Origin of the sequence: Methylorubrum pseudosasae, assembly GCF_029504475.1 — a bacterium.
GTDB classification, from domain to species: Bacteria; Pseudomonadota; Alphaproteobacteria; order Rhizobiales; family Beijerinckiaceae; genus Methylobacterium; species Methylobacterium extorquens.
Genome location: NZ_JAQGDU010000002.1, coordinates 3,519,891 through 3,533,177, shown reverse-complemented (window position 1 = coordinate 3,533,177; position 13,287 = coordinate 3,519,891). Strand labels below are relative to the sequence as shown.

General features: G+C 70.3%; 9 protein-coding genes and 4 pseudogenes. 6 read left to right on the top strand and 7 right to left on the bottom strand.

What is annotated here, in order from left to right:
* Positions 1 to 19: 19 nt before the first annotated feature.
* From M2437_RS17620 to M2437_RS17600, 5 genes and pseudogenes are all read right to left on the bottom strand, one after another.
* Positions 20 to 568: a L,D-transpeptidase family protein gene (locus M2437_RS17620; RefSeq protein ID WP_253388212.1), complete on the bottom strand. Its 549-nt coding sequence runs from the start codon at positions 566 to 568 to the stop codon at positions 20 to 22.
* A 7-nt stretch (positions 569 to 575) separates the two neighbouring features.
* Positions 576 to 1,883, bottom strand: coding sequence for an O-acetylhomoserine aminocarboxypropyltransferase/cysteine synthase family protein (locus tag M2437_RS17615; protein ID WP_003597927.1), 1,308 nt, complete (start codon positions 1,881 to 1,883; stop codon positions 576 to 578).
* Between the two features lie 143 nt (positions 1,884 to 2,026).
* Positions 2,027 to 2,414: pseudogene (locus M2437_RS17610) on the bottom strand (response regulator).
* Between the two features lie 113 nt (positions 2,415 to 2,527).
* Positions 2,528 to 3,926, bottom strand: a pseudogene (locus tag M2437_RS17605) (heterodisulfide reductase-related iron-sulfur binding cluster).
* Positions 3,927 to 4,081: 155 nt separating this feature from the next.
* Positions 4,082 to 4,438, bottom strand: a complete 357-nt coding sequence (locus tag M2437_RS17600) for a DUF6460 domain-containing protein (RefSeq protein ID WP_082289451.1) — start codon at positions 4,436 to 4,438, stop codon at positions 4,082 to 4,084.
* 207 nt (positions 4,439 to 4,645) lie between these two features.
* Here M2437_RS17600 and M2437_RS17595 point away from each other — a divergent pair, with 207 nt between their 5' ends.
* The 3 genes from M2437_RS17595 to pdeM are packed head-to-tail and all read left to right on the top strand — an operon-like array spanning position 4,646 to position 8,901.
* The gene (locus tag M2437_RS17595; RefSeq protein ID WP_003597918.1) at positions 4,646 to 5,596 is read left to right on the top strand and encodes an alpha/beta hydrolase; all 951 of its coding nucleotides are present in this window, start codon (positions 4,646 to 4,648) and stop codon (positions 5,594 to 5,596) included.
* Between the two features lie 39 nt (positions 5,597 to 5,635).
* Complete coding sequence (locus M2437_RS17590; RefSeq protein WP_085857421.1) at positions 5,636 to 8,146, top strand: ligase-associated DNA damage response DEXH box helicase; 2,511 nt, start codon at positions 5,636 to 5,638, stop codon at positions 8,144 to 8,146.
* A gap of 41 nt (positions 8,147 to 8,187) precedes the next feature.
* Positions 8,188 to 8,901, top strand: coding sequence for a ligase-associated DNA damage response endonuclease PdeM (gene pdeM / locus M2437_RS17585; protein WP_253388211.1), 714 nt, complete (start codon positions 8,188 to 8,190; stop codon positions 8,899 to 8,901).
* A gap of 113 nt (positions 8,902 to 9,014) precedes the next feature.
* Here pdeM and M2437_RS17580 read toward each other — a convergent pair.
* A pseudogene (locus M2437_RS17580) lies at positions 9,015 to 9,453 on the bottom strand (DUF3429 domain-containing protein).
* A gap of 300 nt (positions 9,454 to 9,753) precedes the next feature.
* Between M2437_RS17580 and M2437_RS17575 the strand changes: the two are divergent.
* From M2437_RS17575 to M2437_RS17565, 3 genes are all read left to right on the top strand, one after another.
* Positions 9,754 to 11,079: a chloride channel protein gene (locus M2437_RS17575; protein WP_253388210.1), complete on the top strand. Its 1,326-nt coding sequence runs from the start codon at positions 9,754 to 9,756 to the stop codon at positions 11,077 to 11,079.
* A 73-nt stretch (positions 11,080 to 11,152) separates the two neighbouring features.
* Positions 11,153 to 11,332 (top strand): DUF1328 domain-containing protein, encoded by a 180-nt coding sequence (locus M2437_RS17570; RefSeq protein ID WP_003597909.1) that lies wholly within the window; start codon positions 11,153 to 11,155, stop codon positions 11,330 to 11,332.
* 15 nt (positions 11,333 to 11,347) lie between these two features.
* Entirely contained in the window at positions 11,348 to 12,193 is an 846-nt protein-coding gene (locus M2437_RS17565) for an SDR family oxidoreductase (RefSeq protein ID WP_253388209.1), read from the top strand.
* 114 nt (positions 12,194 to 12,307) lie between these two features.
* Here the strand turns inward: M2437_RS17565 and thiL are convergent.
* Positions 12,308 to 13,286: pseudogene (gene thiL / locus M2437_RS17560) on the bottom strand (thiamine-phosphate kinase).
* Position 13,287 lies beyond the last annotated feature (1 nt).

Sequence of the window (13,287 nt, the reverse complement as noted above, 5' to 3'; positions counted from 1 at the left end):
GCAGCGGACGCGACGACGTTCAAGGCCTGATCTCGATGGGCGTGCCCAGATCGACGCGGGCGTAGATCGCGCGCATCTCGGCGTTGGTGACGCCGACGCAGCCCTGGGTCCAATCCTTCGGCCGGTGCAGACGGCCGAGCCAGGAGAAGCCGTTCATCAGTCCGTGGATCATGATGTCGCCACCGGGCGAATAGCCACCGGCCTGCGCCGCGGCCGCGTCGGCCAGGGAGGGGTAGGACACCTTGAGCGAGAGATGGGCGACGCTGCGCGGATTGCGGAACGCGACTGTGTAGACGCCCTCGGGCGTACGCCCGTCGCCTTCGCGCGCCTTATGGCCCTCCGGCGCGAAGCCGAGGGAGATGGGGTAGATCGCGAGCACACGGCCCTCGCGCAGCAGGGTCAGGCGGCGCGCCGCCTTCTCCACGAGGACGCGGTCGGCGCGCTCGGCCTCGGCCACCAGCGGCGGCTCGGTGCGGCCGACTTGCGAGAAGTCGGCGAGGACGACGGCACCGGCGCCGAGGACGGCGAGGCCGAAGATCACCGCAGCGATGCGCCCGCGCCGTCCCATCGCGGCCTCAGCCGATCTGTGCGCCGACCTTGGCCAGGGCCTGCTCGATATCGGCGATGAGATCCTCGGGATCCTCCAGGCCGATCGAGAGACGCACGGTCTCGGGGCCGACGCAGGCCGCCGCGCGCTCCTCGGGGCGGAGCTGGCGATGGGTCGTGGTGGCCGGGTGGATCACGAGCGACTTGATCTCGCCGATGTTCACGAGGTGCGAGACCAGTTCGAGGTTCGCGATGAACGCCAGGGCCGCCGGCTCGCCGCCCTTCAGGGCGAAGGTGAAGATCGAGCCCGGACCCTGCGGCACGTAGCGGTTGGCCAAAGCCTCACCCTTCTGGCCGGGAAGCGCGGGGTAGCTCACCCAATCCACCGCCGGATGGTCCTTGAGATAGGCCGCAACCGCCTTGGCGTTGGCGCAGTGGCGCTCCATCCGCAGCGGCAGCGTCTCGATGCCGGTGAGCGTCAGGAAGGCGTTCATCGGCGAGAGGCCGGGGCCGAGGTCGCGCAGGCCAAACAGGCGGCAGGCCACGGCGAAGCTGATCTCGGGGAAGCGATCGCTGACGATCAGGCCGTCATAGTCCGGCCAGGGATCGTTGATGAGATTGTAACGCGAGCCCTGCGCCTTCCAATCGAAGGTGCCGGCATCGCAGATCATGCCGCCGATCACCTGGCCCGAGCCGCCGAGGAACTTCGACGTCGAGTGGACGATGATGTCGGCGCCGTACTCGATCGGGCGGATCAGCGCGGGCGAGGCCAGGGTGTTGTCGATGACGAGCGGCAGGCCGTGGCGCTTGGCGACCGCGGCGATGCCCTCGATATCCATCACCGTGGCGCAGGGATTAACGATCGACTCGCAGATGATCGCCTTGGTCTGCGGCGTGATCGCTGCTTCGAAGGCCTCCGGCGTCAGGTCCGCGGCGAATTGCGGAGTCAGGTCGTAGCGCCCTTCGAGGCGGCGCATCAGGCCGAGCGAGCCGCCGAACAGGCGCGGCGAGGCGACGTAGGCGTCGCCCGTCTGCATCAGCGTCATCATCACCAGCAGAACCGCCGACTGCCCGGACGAGACGGCGACCGCCGCCTTGGCGCCCTCCAATGCGGCGACCCGACGCTCCAGCGCGGCGACCGTCGGGTTCGAGCCGCGCGAGTAGGAGAAGCCGGTCTTGCGCATGGCGAAGATGTCGGCGGCCTGCTCCGTCGAGTCGAAGACGAAGCCGTTGGTAAAGTAGATCGGCTGCACCCGCGCACCGGTGGCGGGATCGGGCGCGGCACCCGCATGGACCGCCTGCGTGGCGAAGCGGAGGGTTTTTGGCTCGGCGGTCATGGCGGGACCTGAACTGATCGGTCTGTCGGCGCGCGGGGCAGCGCGCCACTCTCACCCGCCTTCTGCCGCGAAACGGACTGCAGCGAAACCCGCGATTGGCCCTCGCGCGCATCGGCCATGCGCGCAACGTCTGCGGGCGGCCGTCAGGCGGCGCGCTTGAGGCAGGCCTTGAGGGTGCGCACCAGCATGGTCGGCGCGTAGGGCTTCGGAATGAAGCGGGCACCATCAGGCATGTCACCGGGGCCGGGCGTGCCCATGCCGGAGACGATCAGCACCGGGATTTTCCGGCCAGCGGTGGGCGACGAGGCGGGCCAGGGCGAAGCCGTCCATCGAGCCCATCGGCATGTCGACATCGGTCATCACGATCCCGACATCGGGCCGGCCTTCCAGCACGTCGAGCGCCTTGTCGGCATGGTGCGCTTCGAGGACGTTGAACCCGGCCTCGGCCAGGGTATCGGACGCTTCCATCAGCAGCAGACCGTCATCTTCGACGAGGAGGACGACGGGCGACTCTGTCGGGTTCTCTGTCATAAGCCTGCAAACGATCTCGGGCCGACACTGGTTGCGGGCCTAATTCGCACCTGCAGCGAGGTCAAGGAAGAGACGACCCGCAATTGTGCAGAGCGGGAAATTCAATCTTGACCTTAAACGTGCGCCGGAACCGGCGCCGGACGCGCCTTCACATGCGCCAACGCTTCCGGCCGCGGCCCGCCGGTGGCCCAGTCGAGCAGCTCGACCGTGTGCAGGATCGGGATGTCGGTGCCCTTCCCGATCTGGGTGGCGCAGCCGATATTTCCGGTGGCGATGATGTCGGGCCGGACGCGCTCGATATTGGCGACCTTGCGATCCCGCAGGCGGGCGGCGATCTCCGGCTGAAGGATGTTGTAGGTTCCGGCCGAGCCGCAGCAGATATGGCCCTCCGGCACGTCCTTGACCGTGAAGCCGGCCTTCTTGAGCAGGGTTTTGGGCTCGGTGCGGATGGCCTGCCCGTGCTGCATCGAGCAGGCGGAATGGTAGGCGACCACGAGGTCGGTATCCTCGACCGGGGGCAGCAGGCCGATCTCGGCCATGTACTCGGTCACGTCCTTGGCGATGCCTGAGACCCGCGCGGCCTTCTCGGCATAGGCCGGGTCGTCGCGGAACATGAAGCCGTAATCCTTGATCGTCGTGCCGCAGCCCGAGGCGGTGACGACGATGGCATCGAGGCCGGGCCCGTCCATCTCGGCGATCCAAGCGTCGATGGTGCGCTTGGCGTGACCGTGGGCGTTCGCCTCCTTGCCCATGGTGGTGGGTCAGTGCGCCGCAGCAGCCCTCGCCCTTGGGCAGGACCACCTCGACCCCGTGGCGGTTGAGCAGGCGGATCGCCGCCTCGTTGAAGTCCGGCCGCAGCACGCTCTGGGCACAGCCGCGCAGCAGCGCGACCCGGCCGCGGCGCTTGGCCGGTGCCTTGTCCTCACCGGTCTGGAAGAGGTCGCTGATCTCCTGCGCCGAGGGATCGGCGGGGAAGGTGCCCGGCCGGTCGGTGCGGTTGCGGTTCGGCAGTTGCGCCGGGGCGAGGTCGAGCATCGCTGCGAGCCGGTTGCCGACCCGCGGCAGCCGGGCGACCAGCGGCCGGAACGGCGCCCCGATCTTGGCCGCCAGCAGCGCCACCCGGAACCGGTTCGGATAGGGCAGCACCAGGGCCAGCACCGCGCGCAGGAGCCGGTCAGAGAGCGGGCGCGCGTAGGTCTTCTCGATATGGGTGCGGGCATGATCGACGAGGTGCATGTAGTGCACGCCCGACGGACAGGTCGTCATGCAGGACAGGCAGGAGAGGCAGCGGTCGATGTGCTTGACCACTTCGCGGCTCGCCGGCTTGCCGCCCTCCAGCATGTCCTTGATGAGGTAGATGCGTCCGCGCGGTGAATCGAGCTCGTCACCGAGCAGGAGGTAGGTCGGGCAGGTCGCGGTACAGAATCCGCAATGCACGCAGGTGCGCAGGATCTTCTCGGAGGCCGCCATGGCGGGGTCGGCGAGCTGCTCGGGGGCGAAATTGGTCTGCACGACACGCCTCGATGCGGTTTCTTACTTCTCGTGCGAGTCTTAGAACCGTTCGCGCGGGCGAACAATCGGAACAGTTCTAAGCTGTTGCTGTGTCGCACGCCCTCACGACGACGGCCGACGCGTCGGTCCGGAGGGATCGACGCAGCGGTCCGGCGTCACCGCTCCCGCGAAACGGTGAGCAGGCGGGCGATCAGCCAGATCGGCACAACCACCACCGCGCCCGCGAGGATCCAGCGGCCGAAATCGTGGAAGGTGTCGAGGCCGAGATCGATCAGCGAACGGGTGAAGTCGTAGAGCTGCCAGAACAGCAGGCCCGGCGTTAGGCCGAACATCGCCATCACCGCGCCGACGAGCACGGACAGGAACAGCAGCTTCACGAACACCGCTGCGGGCGAGCCGCCGAGGAAGCGGTTGAGGCCGGAGCGGCGGCGGGGCGCACCATGACGCGGATCGGCCGGATAAGCGCCCGAGTCGAGCGGGGCGCGGCGCCGCGAGTCGTGATCGCCGATCATTCTGCCGGTATCCTTGGTGTTCCGTGGCACCCTCGCAACGGCGTTGCAGCCTCGCCACACTCCTGCGAAACCGGGACGCCGCAGCATCATTCGACGCATTCGGGGTAGCAGCCAGATGGCATCCTCGAACGTTCCGCTCAAGATGGCAGGCTGCATCCGGCCCTGCCGGCTCCCGTTGACCCCATAAAGCGCGACCTGATTCAGGCCATGATCGACCACGCTCTGTTCGACCCGGCGACCATTGATGCCGAGACGAAGGCGCTCAATGCCGAGATCGTGGCAGCCCACGCCGCGCAGGCCGACCCATGGTCGCTGCCGATCGAAGAGGTGCGCGCGCGCCGCCGGGCGGGCACGCAGGCATCGCCCGCCATGCCGCGCAGCCCGCGCGCCGAGACCGTGACCATCGAGGGACCCGCCGGACCGCTGGCGCTGCGGGTGATCCGACCGCAGGGCAAGGCACGGGGCGCCTACCTGCACATCCACCGCGGCGGCTGGGTCTGGGGCGCGGCCGACGAGCAGGACCCCTGGCTCGAGCGCATCGCCGACACCTGCGGCTTCGTCTGCCTCTCGGTCGAGTACCGGCTGGCGCCGGAGCATCCCTATCCCGCCGCGCTCGAGGATTGCGAGGCGGCCGCCCTGTGGCTCGCCGGCCCCGGCAAGGCGGAACTCGGCATTCACGCGCTGACCATCGGCGGCGAATCCGTCGGCGCGCATCTCGCGGTGATGACGCTGCTGCGCCTGCGCGACCGGCACAACCTGCCCCGCGCCTTCCGCGGCGCCAACCTCAATGCCGGCTTCTACGATCTCGGCCTGACCCCGAGCGTGCGGCTGTGGGGCGAGGAGCGCCTCGTCATCAACACCACCGACCTCAAGCGCTTCGCCGACGGTTACGTGCGCGAGGGCATCGACCGGCGCCGGCCCGACGTCTCGCCGCTCTACGCCGACCTGAAGGGCCTGCCGCCGGCCCTGTTCACGGTCGGCACCGCCGATCCGCTGCTCGACGACACGCTCTACATGTCGGCCCGCTGGGCGGCGGCCAACAATGGCGGTCACACGGCGGTCTATGCCGGCGGTTGCCACATCTTCGTGCGCTATCCCGGCGCGCTGACCGAGCGCGCCTTGGAGCTGATCGACCGCTTCCTGATGGCGCTGGCGTGACGCGGTGACGCCGCGCCGCGCACGTCGTACCTGAGCCGGGTGCCACCGCCCCCCGACCTCCCGCCGCGCTTCTCCGCGTGGTTCGCCTCCCGCGGCTGGTCACCCCGCCCGCATCAGCTCGAACTGCTCGCGACCGTCCAGGGCGGACGCTCGGCGTTGCTCGTCGCTCCCACGGGAGCGGGCAAGACGCTGGCCGGCTTCCTGCCGAGCCTGGTCGAGCTGAGCGAGCGGCAAGGAAGCGCGAGCAAGGGCGGCAAGGCGAAAGGATTGCACACCCTCTACGTCTCGCCGCTCAAGGCGCTGGCGGTCGACATCGCCCGCAACCTCGACGCGCCGATCGAAGGCATGGATCTGCCGGTCACGGTCGAAACCCGCACCGGCGACACCCCCGCGCACAAGCGCGCACGCCAGATCCAGCGCCCGCCCGATATCCTGCTTACGACGCCCGAACAGCTCTCGCTGCTGCTCGCCCACCGGGAGGCGGAGGCCTTCTTCGCCGGCCTGAAGACGATCGTGCTCGACGAATTGCACGCCCTCGTCACCTCGAAGCGCGGCGATCTCCTCTCCCTCGCGCTCGCCCGCGTTCGCCGGTTGGCGCCGGAGGCTCGCGCCATCGGCCTCTCGGCCACCGTGCGCGAACCGGAGGAACTCCAAAAGTACCTCGTCGGCCAAGTGCCGGGCGAGGACCGCCGGGCCGAGCTCGTCGTGGTGAAGGGCGGTGCCAAGCCCGACCTGCACATGCTCGAAGTGAACCGGACGCTCCCGCTCGCCGGCCACACCGCGTGGCACTCGATGCCGGCGATCTACGACCTGATCCGGGCACACCGGATGGTGCTCGTCTTCGTCAACACCCGCCTCCAGGCCGAGTACACGTTTCAGGAGCTGTGGCGGCTCAACGACGACACGCTGCCGATCGCCCTGCATCACGGCTCGCTCGACGCCACGCAGCGCCGCCGGGTCGAGGCGGCGATGGCGGCGGGGCAGCTGCGCGCCATCGTCTGCACCGCGACGCTCGATCTCGGCATCGATTGGGGCGACGTCGATCTCGTGGTCAATCTCGGCGCGCCGAAGGGCGCGAGCCGGATCATGCAGCGGATCGGCCGGGCCAACCACCGCATGGACGAGCCGTCGAAGGCCTATCTCGTCCCCGGCAACCGCTTCGAGATGCTGGAATGCCGCGCCGCCCTCGACGCGGTGGAGGAGGCGGCCCAGGACACGCCCGACGCCCGCCTCGGCGCCCCCGACGTGCTCGCCCAGCACGTGCTCGGCATGGCCTGCGCCGACGCCTTCGATCCGCTCGAACTCTACGACGAGGTCATCTCGGCGGCACCCTACGCGACCTTGTCGTGGGAGGATTTCGAAGCGGTGGTCGATTACGTCGCCACCGGCGGCTATGCGCTTCGCGCCTACGAGCGCTTCGCCAAAATCCTGCGCGGGCCCGACGGCAAATGGCGGGTGCGCGACGCGCGGGTGGCGCAGCAATACCGCATGAACATCGGCACCATCGTCGAATCGACGCACATCAAGGTGCGGATGGCCCGCAGCCTGCGCTCCAAGCCCGGCACCGTGCTGCCGAAGGGCGGACGGACGCTCGGCGAGATCGAGGAGGATTTCGCCGAGACGCTGACCGTCGGTGATACCTTCCTGTTTGCGGGCGAGGTGCTGCGCTTCGAGGGGCTCGCCGAGGACGAATGCCTCGTCACGCGGGCCGGGCCCGGCACCGATCCGGCGATCCCCTCCTATGCCGGCTCGAAATTCCCGCTCTCGACCTTCCTCGCCGCACGGGTGCGGGCGATCATCGCCGACCCGTTCGAGTGGGACCGCCTGCCGCGCCAGCTCGCGGACTACCTTGCCCAGCAGCGCCGCCACTCCGTGCTGCCGGGCGAGCGCGACCTCTTGGTCGAGACGTTTGCGCGGGCCGGGCGCCACTACCTCACCGCCTTCCCGTTCGAGGGGCGGCTCGCCCACCAGACGCTCGGCATGCTGCTGACCCGCCGCCTGGAGCGCGCCCGCCTGCGCCCGCTCGGATTTGCCGCCAACGATTACGGCATCGCCATCTGGTGCACCAAGGATCTGAGCGAGCGCGCCGCGCTCTCGCCCGGTTTCATGGAGGCCTTGTTCGACGAGGACATGCTCGGCGACGACCTGGAGGCCTGGCTCGACGAGTCGGCGATGATGAAGCGCACCTTCCGGCAATGCGCGGTCATCGCCGGGCTGATCGAGCGGCGCTTTCCCGGCCAGAAGAAGACCGGCCGACAGGTCACGATCTCGACCGATCTGATCTACGACGTGCTGCGCCGCCACCAGCCCGACCACCTGCTCCTGCGCGCCGCGCGGCAGGATGCGGCAACCGGACTCCTCGACGTGACCCGCCTCGGCATGATGCTGAGGCGTATCCGGGGGCGAATCACCCACAGGGCGCTCGACCGGGTCTCGCCGCTCTCCGTGTCCGTCATGCTCGAAATCGGGCGCGAGCGGGTCTACGGGGAGGGGGCCGACGAGATCCTGGCCGAGGCCGAAGCCGAGCTTCTCCAAGAGGCGCTCGGCTGACGCGGCGTGCCGCCTCCTCCGCGAAGCTTGGGACAAAGACGTTGGCACTCGGCCAGAGACTCGAGAAGACCGTGAAGGGCACCGACCTTGCGCTTGCCGGCGAGGCCTTGAGCCTCGACCGCACCGGCGTCCTGTGGCTGCCCGAACACCGCACCCTGGTGGTGTCGGACCTCCATCTGGAGAAGGGCTCGTCGTTCGCCGCCCGCTCCGGCCAATTCCTGCCGCCCTACGACACCCGCGAGACCCTCGCCTGCCTGCACGAGGTGGTTCAGCGGCTCGATCCGGCCTGCGTGGTCGCGCTCGGCGATTCCTTCCACGATGCCCGCGGCCCAGAGCGGATGGAGCCCGGCGACCGGGCGATGATCGCCGCGCTTCAGGAAGGCCGCGACTGGGTCTGGATCGCCGGCAACCACGATGCGGCGGTGAGCGAGGGCGTCGGCGGACGCTACTGCGAGACGGTTTCCATCGGCGGCCTGACGCTGCGCCACGAGCCGCTGGCGGGGGCCGAGGCGGGCGAGATCGCCGGCCATCTCCACCCCTGCGGCAAGGTCAGCATGCGCGGCCGCTCCGTGCGCCGCCGCTGCTTCGTGAGCGACGGCCACCGCCTCGTCATGCCGGCCTTCGGGGCCTATACGGGCGGCCTCAACGTGCGCGACGCCGCCTTCGAGCCGCTCTTCCCCAAGGGGTTCACGGCCTACCTGCTCGGCGACGGGCGCGTCTTTGCGATCGGCCGGACCATGCTCGGGCGGGATTGATACGATCTTTGCTTCGATCGAAGCGGAGATCGTATCACCGAGCCCGCGCGGCATTTGAGCGAAGTCCGAAATCCGCATTGCGAAGCAATCGATCGGATTTCGGTTGAACCGGGTCACGCTGCCACGAGCAGCGCCGCCCCGGCGACCGCCGACAGGGCCAGCCGCAGGCGGCCCATCCAGACCGGGACCATGCCGCGGCGGGGAAGATCCTGATCGACGATGCCCCACAGCAGCACGAGCGCGCCGAGGGTCCGGAGATCCCAGGGGCGGCGGCGCGGCGAGCGCCGCCCAGGCGAGCAGCGAAGGCACGATCGCGAGCCCGTAATCGCGCCAGCCCGCCCCCCGTGCCGCCGCCGCCCCCCAGCGAATGCCGCCGAGGAACGAGGCGATCACCGCGCCGTAGGCCGAGAGGATGGTGCGCGGCGACAAGCCGATGGTGCCGAGCCCGACATCCGTGCCGCTGACCGATAGGGCCGCAAAGCCCACGAACGGAATCAACCCCGCGATGCCGAGAAGGACCGCGCTCGCGGGTACCGTGGTCAGCCGCCCCATGCCGTCTCCCTGGCTGATTGCCGCGTGGCCCGGTTCCCCGGATTCACGCCTCGCCCGCGTCGACCGCCGGCCGTTCGGGACCCGGCATGGGTCACGGCAAGCCGGAGGTGTCATGAAGCATTCTAAACGCGCAGATCCTCATCCATCTCGCAACCGAGACCATTTGTTGCAGCGCCCGGCCTCGCCTTCCACACCGGAAGGGACGTTCGCGCCGGATCATCGCGCCGCGGCGATGGCTCCGCGCCGATTTCACCGCCAGGGTGCAGGCGACACGGCCCATCCCTTGCGTGATCCGCCCCCATGCCGCTGCGACCCACGGACCTGAGACCCGCCCTGTCGCGGCTGCGCGGTGCCTCCGGCGATGCATGGACGACCTGGCGCAGGCGGAGCCTGTTCCTGGTGGGCGGCGTCTGCGTTGGCTTGGCGGCCGTGCTGATGGCCAAGGCGGCCGATGCGGCGCAGGAACTCTTCCGGCACGGGCTTCACACCTCGCCGGCCCTGGCGCTTCTGCTGTGCCCGGCCGGCTTCGCGCTTGCCGCGTGGCTCGCCCGCACCGTCTTCCCGAATGCCCAGGGCTCGGGCATCCCGCAGGTGATCGCCGCGCGCGCCCTGGATGCCGGGCCGGCGCGCCGTGCGCTGGTCTCGCTCAAGGTCGCCGCGGGCAAGATCGTCGTGATGTGCCTCGGGCTGCTGTGCGGCGCCTCGATCGGCCGCGAAGGGCCGACCGTGCAGGTCGGCGCGGCGATCATGGCCGCCTTCGGGACTTTGAGCCCGGAGCGGATGCGCGGCCTGCTTCTGGCGGGCGGCGCGGCCGGGGTGGCGGCGGCCTTCAACACGCCGCTGGCCGGCATCGTCTTCGGCATCGAGGAACTCGGCCGGGCCTATGACAGCCGCGGAAGCGCGCTGATCGTCGCCACCATCATTGCCGCCGGCCTGACCTCGCTGGCGATCCTCGGCGACTACACCTATTTCGGCACGTCGGACGCGCGGCTCTCGCTGGCCGCCGGCTGGCTCGCGGTGCCGCTGCTCGGCGTGGCGGGCGGCCTCGCGGGCGGGCTGTTCAGCCGCATCGTCATCGCGTTCGGCCGCGGCCTGCCGGGACGGGTGGGCGGGATGATCGGGCGCCGTCCCGTCCTGTTCGCCGGCCTGTGCGGGCTCGGCGTCGCCCTGTGCGGGCTCGCCTCCGGCGGCACCGTCTACGGCACCGGCTACGAGGAGGCGCGGGCGCTCCTCCACGCCGGCAACGACCCGCGCTGGGATTTCGCCCCGCTCAAGTTCCTAGCGACCGTCCTGTCCTCGATCAGCGGCATCCCCGGCGGCCTGTTCGCGCCGTCGCTGGCCGTCGGCGCCGGGCTGGGCGCGGAGGCGAGCCTGTTCCTCCCGGACGTGCCGGTCGGCGCGCTGGTGCTGATCGGCATGACCGCCTACCTCACCGGCGTGCTCCAGGCGCCGATCACCTCCTTCGTCATCGTCACCGAGATGACCCAGAACCACGCGATGATGATTCCGCTGATGCTCGCAGCGCTGGTCGCGGATGCGGTCTCGAAGCTGGTCTGCCGCGGCGGCCTCTATCACACCTTGGCGGAGGTGCTGGTGCGGCGGGCGGCCGGAGAACGAAGCGCGTAAAGCGCGGACCGCGACGGAACGCCGCCGGGTCGTTGGCCGTTACTGCTCCGCTTTTGTTTCGGAGTGAACTGCCATGACGCTTCTCAAGTGGGCTGCTATCGCCTTCGTTATCTCGCTCGTCGCCGGCGGCCTCGGCTTCACCGGCATCGCCTCCGGCGCGAGTTCGATCGCCCGCATCCTGTTCGGCCTGTTCCTGGTGGTCGCTATCGTCATCGTGGTGATCGCACTGGCCGTCGGTCAGGTGGTGTTCTAGCCGCCGGCTCCAACCGTGCGCCTCGACGGTCGCACCGCCCTCGTCACCGGCGCCTCCTCCGGGATCGGCGCCGAGACGGCCCTCGGGCTGGCCCGCCTCGGAGCGCGCGTCGGCCTCGTCGGGCGCGACCGCGAGCGTACGGAACGCGCCGCCGCGCAACTGCGCCGGGAGACCGGCGGCGCGGCGGACGTCTTTCTTGCCGACCTGTCGAGCCAAGCCGAGATCCGCCGGCTCGCGGGCGAGGTGAGGGCGCGCTACCCCGCCCTCGACCTCCTCGTGAACAATGCCGGCGCGATCTTCTCGGAGCGCCACGTCACGGCCGACGGGATCGAGCGGACCTGGGCCATCGACCATCTCGCCTACGTGCTGCTGACGCACGAGCTGCGTCGCCCGCTCGAAGCCGCGCCCCGTGCCCGCATCGTCAACCTCGCCTCCGCCGCCCATACCCGCGGGCGCATCGACTTCGACGATCTCGGCGGCGAGCGCCGCTACGCGGCGATGAAGGCCTATGCCCAGGCCAAACTCGGCAACGTGCTGTTCACCTACGCGCTCGCCCGGCGGCTGGCCGGAACCGGCATCACCGTCAACGCGGTGCATCCGGGCGTCGTGGCGAGTGACTTCGCCAAGAACACGAGGGGCGGGCTCGGCTTCGCCTGGAGCTTGATCCGCCCGTTCCTGATCTCGACCGAGGCCGGCGCCAGGACCTCGCTCCACGTCGCCACTGCGCCCGAACTCGACGGCGTGAGCGGGCGCTACTTCGCCAAGAGCCGCGAGACCGCCTCGTCCGCCCGCAGCCGGGACGAGGCTTTGCAGGAGCGGGTCTGGGCTCTGAGCCGGCGCCAGACCGGGATCGAGGCCTGAACCGGCTTGCCATTGGTGGCCGTGGTGTCCCTCATGCAACGCCCGCTGCGACGCCGTGATCGGGCGTTTTTTGGGCCGCGATCAGGCTTCAGGCCGCCAAGCGGAGAGGACGCTTCAGAAGTGGCTGAACGAGGCGCGGGCGACGTCCATCGCGCGCCCGTGCGCGTCGTGAAAGCGAGGCGGTGCGTCGCCGGCTTCCACGCTACCGATCTCGGCAACGGGCACCCCGGCGGCCCGGGCCTCGGCCAGGAACGCGCCTACGGAACCGGGCGGCACCGCGCAGAGGATCTCGTAATCGTCCCCGCCGGTGAGAGCCGTATCGAGCCGGCTGGCGTCGCCGGAGATGGCCGCCTGCGCCGCCGGGGAGAGCGGCACCGCCGGCACGTCGATCCGCGCGGTCAGGCCGGTGCCAGCGAACATCTTCGTCAGATCGCCCGCCAGTCCGTCCGAGACGTCCATGGCCGCGCGGGCGTGGGCGCCGCAGCACGGGGGCGAGCGCCAGCCGCGGGCGCGGGTGAAGGTAGCGATCGAGGAGCGCATCACGGTGGACGGGCGCCAGCGCGGGATCGGGCGCGAGCCGCAGGGCCAGGCCCAGAGCCGCGTCACCGATGGTGCCGCTGACGCAGAGCCGGTCGCCGGCCCGCGCCGCCTGCCGCCGCAGGATCGCACCGGCCGGCACCTCGCCGAAGGCGGTCACGCCGATCAGCGCCGGGCCGCCGGAGCGCACGGTGTCACCGCCTAGCAGCGGGCAGCCATGTGCGCGGCTTGCTTCACCAAGACCCTCGGCGAAACCCGCGAGCCACGCCTCGGTCCAGTCGTCCGGCAGTGCGAGGGTGAGGAGGAAGCCGCGCGGAGTGGCGCCCTTGGCGGCGAGATCCGACAGGTTCACGCCGAGCACCTTGCTGGAGATGGAGCCGGGCGGGTCGTCGGGAAAGTAGTGAACGCCGGCCACGATGGCGTCGGCGGTCACCACGAGGTCGTGGCCGGGCGTCGGCGTCAGGCTCGCGGCGTCGTCGCGCAGGCCCTCGGCGCCGGGGCCGCTGAGCGGCGCGAAGTAGCGCGCGATCAGCGCCTCCTCGCCCGCGCGGGCCATT